Here is an 8,973-nt window from a genome sequence, read left to right as displayed (position 1 = left end):
ACCTCAAGGAGACCGCTTTCGCCGACACGACGGTGGGCGACGGCCGGAAGATCCTCGACAACGCGCAGGCTCTCGTGGTGGAGCTCTCGATCTTCAGCGGCGAGACCGGCAAGCAGGTCTACTCGACCTCGTACGACGAGTCCAAGGGGCAGGTCTCCACGGCCGACTACTGGGCGACGCAGTCACCCGGGCTCGAGTCGGTGTTCGAGTGCGCGACGGAAGGGTCCCGGATCGTCGCCGCACTCACCCCGGAAGACTTCGGTGCCAACAACCTCGAAGGGTTCGGTCTCGCGGCCGACGACAACGCGGTGTTCGTCATCGACGTGGTCGATGTGTTCCTCTCCCGCGCCGAGGGTTCCCTGCAATTCAACGACGCGAAGGGCATGCCGACCGTGGTGCGCGCTCCTGATGGCACGCCGGGCGTCATCATTCCGGACAGCGCCGCACCCACGGAGCAGGTTGTCCAGACCCTCATCAAGGGCGACGGTGATGAGGTCGAAGCGGGCCAGATCCCCCTCCTGAACGTGATGGCTGTGGGCTGGGATGACAAGAAGGTCATCAACAGCACGTGGGGCCAGGGACCGACCGGTGATCTCTCGACCTCGGCACCGACCGTCGCAGAGGCGCTCATCGGCGAGACCGTGGGCTCGCAGATCCTCGTCGTGACCCCGGCAGGTGACGCCGGTCCTGCCGTCGCGTACGTCGTCGACATCCTGGGCGCAGTCACGGCGCCGACGCAGTGATGGCCAGTCGGATCCCCGCGGAAGAGCGCCTGACGAATCTCGTCGTGGCGCTGATGGCCACGGAGATCGGGCTGACCAAGCAGCAGATCCTCGACAACGTCTCCGGATATCGGCAGCGAGCGGATGCGGGCACGCGCTCCGACGCGCTGGAGAAGATGTTCGAGCGGGACAAAGACGAGTTGCGCACCCTCGGCGTGCCGATCGAGACGATCGGGGACGCGGCTGATCCGAACGACCTCCGAGAAGCCCGCTACCGTATTCCGCAAGCGGAATACGACCTTCCCGGTGACATCGAGTTCTCCGCCGCAGAAATGGCCGTTTTGCAGCTGGCCGGGAGCGTCTGGAGCGCGGAGTCCGTCTCTGGCGACGCGCAATCGGGCGTCCGCAAGATCCGTGCCCTGGGCATCGACGGGGACGAGCCGATCATCGGCTTCGCGCCGCGCATCACCGCCCGCGACGCCGCCTTCGCGCCGCTCCAGGATGCGATCGAGCGGTGCCGCGTCGTCGCCTTCGATTATCTGAAGCCCGGGGAGGATGCGCCTCGGCGGCGGCGGATCCGTCCGTTGGCACTGGTCGACTACGAGGCCCGGTGGCACGTGTTCGGCATCGACGTGGACGTCGAGGAGGACAGGACGTTCCTGCTCAGTCGCATCGTGGGCGCCGTCAAGGTGAGCCCCACGACCTTCGACTCCGCGCTCCGTGACGGAGCGGGGGAGCGGGCGCTCTCCGGCCTGGAGCGCGTGGCGGCTGCGAACTCGGCTCTGCTGGAGGTGACGCCCGGCACCGAGGCAGCACTGCGGCTCGGGCGTCGTGCGACGTCGGCGCCGCAGGGAATCCACGTCCCGTTCGTCGACCTGCACATCTTCGCCGATGAGCTCGCCTCCTACGGACCCGAGGTGCGGGTGGTCGAACCGGTCGCGTTGCGCGATGCGGTCATCGAGCGGCTGCGAGCGGTCGTCGAATCGCACACCGATCAGGCGGAGGCGTCATGAGCGCGAAGTCCAAGCCGTTGCTCGCAGCCGACCGCGTCCGCCTCTACCTCACTCTTGTGCCGTACCTGCTCGAGCACGGCCAGGTGTCTCTCACCGAAGCCGCAGAGGAATTCGGCGTGACGCCGCAGGAGATGCGCGGCATGGTCGAGAAGCTGACGGTGATCGGACTCCCCGGGGAATCCGGTTATTGGCAGCAGCCGCAGGAGATGTTCGACATCAACTGGGATCTGCTCGACCTCGAGGACGTCATCGAGATCACCAACGACGTGGCCCTGCGTCGAGTTCCGCGCTTCACCGCCCGTGAGGCGGCGGCGCTCCTCGCCGGACTGCAGATGGTCGCAGCGGTTCCGGCCGTCTCGGACTCTGGGCTCGTCGCCGGGCTCATCTCGAAGCTGTCCCGCGGTGCCGCGGATGCTCCCGCCGAGGTGGTCGTCGCGCCGAGCGCCGTCGACGAGGTGCGCGAAGCCGTCGCTCGGGGGCTGCACGAGGGCGTCGCGATCGCCTTCACCTATCAGGCTCCGGATGCCGCGCCGACGACCAGAACGGTCGACCCGATGCAGATCCTCATCACGAACGGCCAGTGGTATCTGCAGGGGTGGTGCCATATGCGGCAGGCGATGAGGACGTTCCATCTCGACCGCGTCAGCGCACCGACCCTCACCGACATCCCGATCACCCACGGCGGTGAACACGTTCCCGAGGCTTTCGCCGGTCTCGACGACGAGCGCGAGGTCACCGTGCGTGTGCCGGAGCGCCTCGCCCCCCTTTTGAGCGGCTTCGTTCCCACCGGGCAACCCGACGTGGTCGACGGGGCGGTGACCACCACGCTCCACCTCGCCGATCCGCGCGGCGTCAAGAGGCTCGCCGGGCGATTCGGCGGCGCGATGGAGGTGTTGGAGCCGGGTATCGCCCGATCCGCCACGCGGGACTGGGCCGCGTCGGGACTCGCGCTGTATCGCCGCCCCGATGCCGAGCATTGATCTGTAGACTGAACCGAACGCTCATCGACGACGGGAATCCTTACATGTTCGCTGGAATGCAAGGCTGGCACCTTCTGATCGTGCTCGCCGTCATCCTCCTTCTGTTCGGTGCCGCCAAGCTGCCGGCGCTGGCGAAGAGCATGGGCCAGTCCGCCCGCGTCTTCAAGGGTGAGATGAAGGCGATGAAGGAAGAGGACGCGCCTCGCGCCGACTCGACCATCGCCGACCCCACGTCGGTCAAGGACTCGGGCGCAGACCCTGAGACTCCGCCTCGCGCCTGACGGCCGTGGCAGCCATCGAACCGACCGTGATGCCGAAGGCGGATCGGGATCGGCGGATGTCGCTGGGCGCGCATCTCGTCGAATTGCGCAAGCGTCTGATGTACGCGGCGCTCGCTCTGGTCGTGGGCATGGTCGTGGCGTTCATCGTCGCCGACCCGGTCATCCACTTCATCACGGAGCCCATCCGCATCATCACCGAGAAACGCGGTGATGACTTCAGCGCGCTCAACTTCGGCACGGTGACTGCCGCGTTCGACATGCGCATGCGGATCGCCTTCTCGATCGGCCTCTTCATCTCGGCGCCGGTCTGGCTGTGGCAGGTGTGGGCTTTCATCATGCCCGGCCTGACCCGCAAGGAGATCAACTACACAGTCGGCTTCGTGGTCGCTGCCGTCCCGCTGTTCTTCGCGGGGTGCTACCTGGGCGTGATGATCATGCCGCACGTGATCGAACTCATGTGGAGTTTCACGCCCGACGGTGCGACCAACTTCTACTACGCGCAGGAGTACTACGACTTCGTCTTCAAGCTGATGATCGTCATCGGCGTCTCGTTCGTCCTGCCGGTGTTCCTCGTCGCGCTGAACCTCGCCGGGGTCATGTCGGGCCGGGCGATCCTCAAGGGCTGGCGCATCGCCATCATCATCGCGACGGTGTTCGCCGCGCTCGCGACCCCGGCCGCCGACGTGGTCAGCATGCTGATGCTCGCGGGGATCCTGATCGTCCTCTTCTTCGCCGCCGCGGGGCTCTCTTTGCTGTTCGACAGGCGCAAGCGCAAGCGCGACGAAGCGACCGGGCTGTTGCCGGACGCGGTATGAGTTCGCCGTCCGATAGGTACGCGCAGGCGCAGCAGGCAGCGGAGCACCCGGAGACCTCGGCGTTCGCGGCACTGCAGAAGTTCGAGCTCGATCCGTTCCAGGTCGCGGGATGCCATGCTCTGGAGAACGGCCGCAGTGTGCTGGTGGCCGCACCGACGGGGGCTGGCAAGACGATCGTCGGCGAGTTCGCGATCCATCTCGCGATGCGGACCCCGAGCGACAAGGCGTTCTACACCACGCCGATGAAGGCGCTCTCGAACCAGAAGTTCCGTGAGTTGGTCGAGGTGTACGGAGCGGATCAGGTCGGTCTGCTCACCGGTGACACCAACATCAACGGCAACGCGCGGATCGTGGTGATGACCACCGAGGTCCTCCGCAACATGATCTACGCCGACTCCGCCGCGCTCCGCGACCTGCGCTACGTGATCATGGACGAAGTCCACTACCTCGCAGATCGTTTCCGCGGCGCGGTGTGGGAAGAGGTCATCATCCACCTGCCTCAGCGGGTGCGATTGGTGTCACTGAGCGCCACGGTCTCCAACGCGGAGGAGTTCGGCGACTGGCTCGACACGGTGCGCGGCGACACCGACGTCATCGTTTCCGAGATCAGGCCCGTGCCGCTGGAGCAGCACGTCCTCGTCCGCGATGACCTGCTTCCGCTCTTCGACGATCGTGCGGGCATCGCGACCGCGCAGGTGAACCAGGAGCTGATGCGCATCCGCTCGTCGACCGGGTCGAACTACGACAACAACCGGCAGGTGCAGTCATACCGCAGTGACCGCCATGCCGGGCGACAGGCGAGGCGTCCGCCGCGGGGTGGACGGCGGCCCGTGCGCGCCGCCAACGCCCGCCGGATCGAGCGGATGGATCGTCCGGAAGTCGTGCACCTCCTGGAGCGAGCGAACCTCCTCCCCGCCATCTTCTTCATCTTCAGTCGCGTGGGGTGCGACGCCGCAGTGCAGCAGGTGCGGCGCGCCGGGGTTCGGCTGACGTCCGCCGAGGAACGCGCGGAGATCCGTGCGCTCGTTGAGGACCGCACCCGGACTCTCCAGGACGAAGACCTCGACGTGCTCGGCTACTGGGAGTGGCTGGACAACCTCGAGCGCGGCGTCGCCTCGCACCACGCGGGTCTGCTGTCGGCGTTCAAGGAAGTCGTCGAGGAGCTGTACCGACGCAAACTCGTGAAGGTCGTCTTCGCGACGGAGACTCTGGCGCTCGGCATCAACATGCCCGCCCGCACCGTCGTGCTCGAGAAGATGGAGAAGTTCAACGGCGAGGCCCGGGTCGCGATCACCTCGGGGGAGTACACCCAGCTCACCGGTCGCGCCGGAAGGCGGGGGATCGACGTCGAAGGTCATGCGGTCGTGCAGTGGACCGAAGGCATGGACCCACAGGCCGTCGCCGCGCTGGCGTCGCGCCGCACGTACCCGTTGAACTCGAGTTTCCGCCCCACCTACAACATGGCCGTGAACCTGATCGACATGTTCGGCAAGGCCAGGGCTCGTGAGATCCTCGAGTCGTCGTTCGCGCAGTTCCAGGCGGATCGCGCCGTCGTCGGACTGGCGCGCCAGGTGCGAGAAGCTGAAGCGTCGCTGGCGGGATACCAGAGCTCGATGGCCTGCGAGCACGGCGACTTCCCTGAGTACGCCGCCATTCGCCGGGAGCTCAGCGATCTCGAGAAGAAGAATCGTCAGGATTCCCAGGCGCCACGGGCGTCGCGCGACAAACGGATGAAACGCATCCAGACGCTGCGCACGCAGATGCAGCGCCACCCCTGCCATCGCTGCCCGGATCGGGAAGCACACGCGCGCTGGGCGGAACGCTACTGGAAGCTCAAGCGCCAGACCGATCGGATCCGGCGTCAGATCGAGACCCGGACCGGGACGGTGGCGCGCGTGTTCGATCGGGTCGTCGAGGTACTCGAGACTCTGGACTACCTCACGGAAGTCGATGGCGAGACCACGTTGACGGAAGCCGGGCGCACGATGCGCCGGATCTACGGTGAGCGAGATCTCCTCGTCGCAGAGTCGCTGCGCCAGGGACTCTGGGCGGGCCTCGATGCCCCCTCACTCGCGGCGATGGCGTGCTGCCTCGTGTACGAACCGCGCCGTGACGAGGCGAACTCGGGGGAGCGGGGTCTCCCGCGTGGAACATTCCGCACGGCCTGGGAGAAGACGACGACGCTCTGGGCCGAACTCGACGACCTCGAACAGGATCATCGCCTGCCGGGCAGCGAACCGCTCGCCGCCGGGCTCGCCGGCGCGATGCATGCCTGGGCTCGCGGCGGCATGCTCGACCGGGTGCTGATCGACGCCGACATGGCCGCGGGAGACTTCGTGCGCTGGGCGAAGCAGACGATCGACCTCCTCGATCAGCTGTCCATCGTGGCCGAGGATGCGGCTGTCGCTCGCACCGCACGCAGTGCCCTCGACGGTGTGCGCCGCGGCATCGTCGCCTATTCGTCGATGTGATGATGGCGACGACGTCCGCGAACGCCGCTGCGCCCGAGCGCGCGCTGCTGCCCCTGTGGGCAGCGGTGCCCACAGCCGCGCTCGGGGCACTGCTGATGAACCTCGCCTATCCGGGCGCCGCAGTATGGGCTCTCGCATTCCCCGCCACAGCTCTTGTGCTCGTGGCGCTGATCGGCAGACGGTTCGGCGGCGCACTTCTGGTCGGTCTGGTCTACGGCATCCTCTTCTTCGCTCTACTGGTCTCCTGGACGTCTCGCTACCTCGGGCCGATTCCGTGGGCGGCGCTCAGCGTCGTGGAAGGCGGTCTCACCGCCATCGCGCTCGTGCCCATCGCACTCGCCTACAGATGGCTGCCCCGTGCGTTCCCCGGCGCTGCAGGGCGTGTCCTGGGGCTTCCGATGGTCGTCGCGGCCCTGTGGGTCGGGCGTGAGCTCTTCGTCGGCTCCTGGCCGTACGGCGGCTTCCCCTGGGCGCGGATCGGGATGAGCCAGGCCGAGAGCCCCCTCGCGCCAATCTCCTCATGGCTCGGGGTGAGCGGTCTCAGTTTCCTGATGGTGCTGCTGGTCGCGATGCTGATCGAGCTCGTCCGCACGCGCGGGTGGCGTCGTCCGCTCGTCTTGCTGGTACCGGCGGTGCTGGTCGTGGTCCTGCTCTTCACTCCGCTGTTCCCAACCATGTCGTCGGGGTCGATGAGGATCGCCGCGGTTCAGGGCAACGGACCGACCGGGTATTTCGACGAACGCGAGCCGTTCTCGGTGATCCAGGCGCAGACCGACGCGACGGTACCGCTCTACGGGGAGGATGTCGATCTCGTCGTGTGGCCGGAGGGTTCTCTGGACGCCGACCCCTTCGAGAACGCGGCGATCGCCCGGAGGATGACTCTCGTATCGAACCGGATCGATGCGCCGCTGCTCGCGAATGCGGCGACCGCGCGGGACGATCTCTACTTCAACACCTCGATGCTGTGGACCGCCGACGGCACGGCCACGCAGACGCACGACAAACGACACCCCGTTCCCTTCGGCGAATACGTGCCCGACCGAGCGTTCTTCAACGCCCTGGCCCCCGACTTGATCGGCCTCATCCAGCGGGAGTACACGCCGGGGTCGAACCCGCCGATCGTCGAGGTCGACGGCGTCGCGATCGGGCTCGCCATCTGCTTCGACGTCATCTACGACGACGTGATCCGGGAAGGGCTGAACGACGGCGCCGAGGTGTTGGTCTTCCAGACCAACAATGCCGACTTCCGAGGCACCGACGAGAATCTGCAGCAGCTGTCCTTCGCCCGGATGCGCGCCATCGAGACAGGTCGCAGTGTCGTGAACGTGTCGACCGTCGGTACCAGTCAGGTCATCAGATCCGATGGATCGACCATGGCCGGCCTGGATGCAGGAGAGGCCGGAGCGCTGCTCGAAGATGTCGAGCTTCGTTCCGGCCTCACGGCGGGGGTTGTCCTGGGCCCCTGGATTCAGCAGTTCCTGCTGTGGGGCGGTCTGGGCGCGCTTCTCCTCGGGTGGTGGCGCGCCCGGGGCGCTACGCCCCGATCTTCTCGCGGGTAGGGTCTTCTCCGGCGCCGCGGCGGGCGCGGATGAAGGCGAGTCGCTCTTCCAGCAACTCTTCGAGCTCCGCACGGGTACGGCGCTCCATGAGCATGTCCCAGTGGGTGCGAGCGGCCTTCTCATCGCTCGCTTCGAGCGTCACGGCCTGGCCGTCGACGTTCAGGCGTGCTTCGGCACCGCAGGCGCGGCATTCCCAGGTCTGGGGCGGTTCGGCGTCGGCCGCGAACATCAGGTTCGTGACGTGGCCGCAGGTGTCACAGGTGTAGGTGGTCTCACGGCGCTCCATGAAAACGACGCCCTCTTCGCTCTGTAGGCTCTGGGCGCCGAGTCGGATGCCGCGCAGGCTGCGATCTGCCATTTTGTGGTCCTCTCGTCGCTGTCAGGTATAACGCTCCAGCCTGTGCGCTTCATCCACGCGGGCGGCATCTCGGCGCGATTCACAGCTGAATCTCAGCGCCGGAGGTTATGGGGCGCGTCGGGAGTCGTCGGTTCAGGACAGAGTCCGAAGGGCGACGTCAGACCGATCCGAGACGATTCCATCGACTCCGGCGGCAACGAGACGGCGCATATCGGCGGGATCGTTGACCGTCCACACATGTATCTCGACACCGCGTCGGTGGGCGGCGCGGACGAGGGCAGGGGTGAGCACGGTGAGCGCTCCGTGTCGCTCGGGGATCTGGAGCGCGTCGATTCCCTGGAGCACGCGTGCGGAGGAGAGGCGGAGCGCGGACAGCGCGCGAAGCCCCGCGATCGTGCGGCTTCCGCCCGATGTCGCGGGCCGAAGCGAGGCGCCGGCCTGCAAGACGGAGGAGACGGCGGCGCGGCGGCTCGCGTCTGAGAAACTCGTGACGAGCACGCGGTGGGTGTGTTCGACCAGAATCGGTCCGAGCGGTTCGACCGCGGCGGGTGTCTTCACATCGATGTTGAAGCGCACATCGGGAAACGAGTCGAGCGCCTCCGCCACCGTGAGCAGTCCGCCGTGGGCGGAGAGGATCTCGCGTAGCTCCCGCGTGCGCACGTCCCGCACTGCTCGCGTGTCACCGACGAGCCTCTCGAGTGTCGAGTCGTGGAACAGCACCACATCGCCATCCGCCGTGACCTGGCAGTCGGTCTCGACATACTCGGCGCCGGC

Annotated in this window: 9 protein-coding genes; 7 read left to right on the top strand and 2 right to left on the bottom strand. The window is 67.0% G+C overall.

Annotated elements, in window-relative coordinates; genetic code table 11:
• The 7 genes from ACNPM4_RS07570 to lnt all read left to right on the top strand — a co-directional run.
• A partial coding sequence (locus tag ACNPM4_RS07570; protein ID WP_448985277.1) for an FKBP-type peptidyl-prolyl cis-trans isomerase occupies positions 1-743 on the top strand: 743 nt, incomplete at its 5' end.
• The gene (locus ACNPM4_RS07565) at positions 743-1,735 is read left to right on the top strand and encodes a helix-turn-helix transcriptional regulator (RefSeq protein WP_262000928.1); all 993 of its coding nucleotides are present in this window, start codon (positions 743-745) and stop codon (positions 1,733-1,735) included. The genes ACNPM4_RS07570 and ACNPM4_RS07565, both read left to right, overlap by 1 nt.
• Complete coding sequence (locus ACNPM4_RS07560; RefSeq protein WP_105709922.1) at positions 1,732-2,715, top strand: helix-turn-helix transcriptional regulator; 984 nt, start codon at positions 1,732-1,734, stop codon at positions 2,713-2,715. Before ACNPM4_RS07565 ends, ACNPM4_RS07560 begins: the two co-directional genes overlap by 4 nt.
• A 44-nt stretch (positions 2,716-2,759) precedes the next feature.
• Complete coding sequence (gene tatA, locus ACNPM4_RS07555; RefSeq protein ID WP_105709923.1) at positions 2,760-2,996, top strand: twin-arginine translocase TatA/TatE family subunit; 237 nt, start codon at positions 2,760-2,762, stop codon at positions 2,994-2,996.
• A 56-nt stretch (positions 2,997-3,052) separates the two neighbouring features.
• On the top strand, positions 3,053-3,811 hold the full coding sequence (gene tatC / locus ACNPM4_RS07550; protein WP_448985278.1) for a twin-arginine translocase subunit TatC: 759 nt from the start codon (positions 3,053-3,055) through the stop codon (positions 3,809-3,811).
• Positions 3,808-6,282: a DEAD/DEAH box helicase gene (locus tag ACNPM4_RS07545; RefSeq protein WP_448985276.1), complete on the top strand. Its 2,475-nt coding sequence runs from the start codon at positions 3,808-3,810 to the stop codon at positions 6,280-6,282. The genes tatC and ACNPM4_RS07545 overlap by 4 nt, the downstream gene beginning before the upstream one ends.
• Positions 6,283-6,284: 2 nt before the next feature.
• Complete coding sequence (gene lnt, locus ACNPM4_RS07540; protein ID WP_448985275.1) at positions 6,285-7,841, top strand: apolipoprotein N-acyltransferase; 1,557 nt, start codon at positions 6,285-6,287, stop codon at positions 7,839-7,841.
• Here lnt and ACNPM4_RS07535 read toward each other — a convergent pair.
• Together ACNPM4_RS07535 and ACNPM4_RS07530 are read right to left on the bottom strand one after the other, a co-directional pair.
• On the bottom strand, positions 7,816-8,199 hold the full coding sequence (locus ACNPM4_RS07535; RefSeq protein WP_029263398.1) for an RNA polymerase-binding protein RbpA: 384 nt from the start codon (positions 8,197-8,199) through the stop codon (positions 7,816-7,818). The genes lnt and ACNPM4_RS07535 overlap by 26 nt on opposite strands.
• A 132-nt stretch (positions 8,200-8,331) precedes the next feature.
• Positions 8,332-8,973, bottom strand: a 642-nt coding sequence (locus ACNPM4_RS07530) for a glycerophosphodiester phosphodiesterase family protein (protein ID WP_448985274.1), incomplete at its 5' end; no start/stop codon positions are given.

Source organism: Microbacterium umsixpiens, assembly GCF_053543675.1.
This window is presented reverse-complemented; position numbering and strand designations above follow the sequence as displayed.

Bases quoted from the DNA above. Each gene is read 5' to 3' on its own strand.
- ACNPM4_RS07565 (WP_262000928.1), top strand. From the start codon at position 743: ATGGCCAGTCGGATCCCCGCGGAAGAGCGCCTGACGAATCTCGTCGTG.
- ACNPM4_RS07560 (WP_105709922.1), top strand. From the start codon at position 1,732: ATGAGCGCGAAGTCCAAGCCGTTGCTCGCAGCCGACCGCGTCCGCCTC.
- tatA (WP_105709923.1), top strand. From the start codon at position 2,760: ATGTTCGCTGGAATGCAAGGCTGGCACCTTCTGATCGTGCTCGCCGTC.
- tatC (WP_448985278.1), top strand. From the start codon at position 3,053: ATGTCGCTGGGCGCGCATCTCGTCGAATTGCGCAAGCGTCTGATGTAC.
- ACNPM4_RS07545 (WP_448985276.1), top strand. From the start codon at position 3,808: ATGAGTTCGCCGTCCGATAGGTACGCGCAGGCGCAGCAGGCAGCGGAG.
- lnt (WP_448985275.1), top strand. From the start codon at position 6,285: ATGGCGACGACGTCCGCGAACGCCGCTGCGCCCGAGCGCGCGCTGCTG.
- ACNPM4_RS07535 (WP_029263398.1), bottom strand. From the start codon at position 8,199: ATGGCAGATCGCAGCCTGCGCGGCATCCGACTCGGCGCCCAGAGCCTA.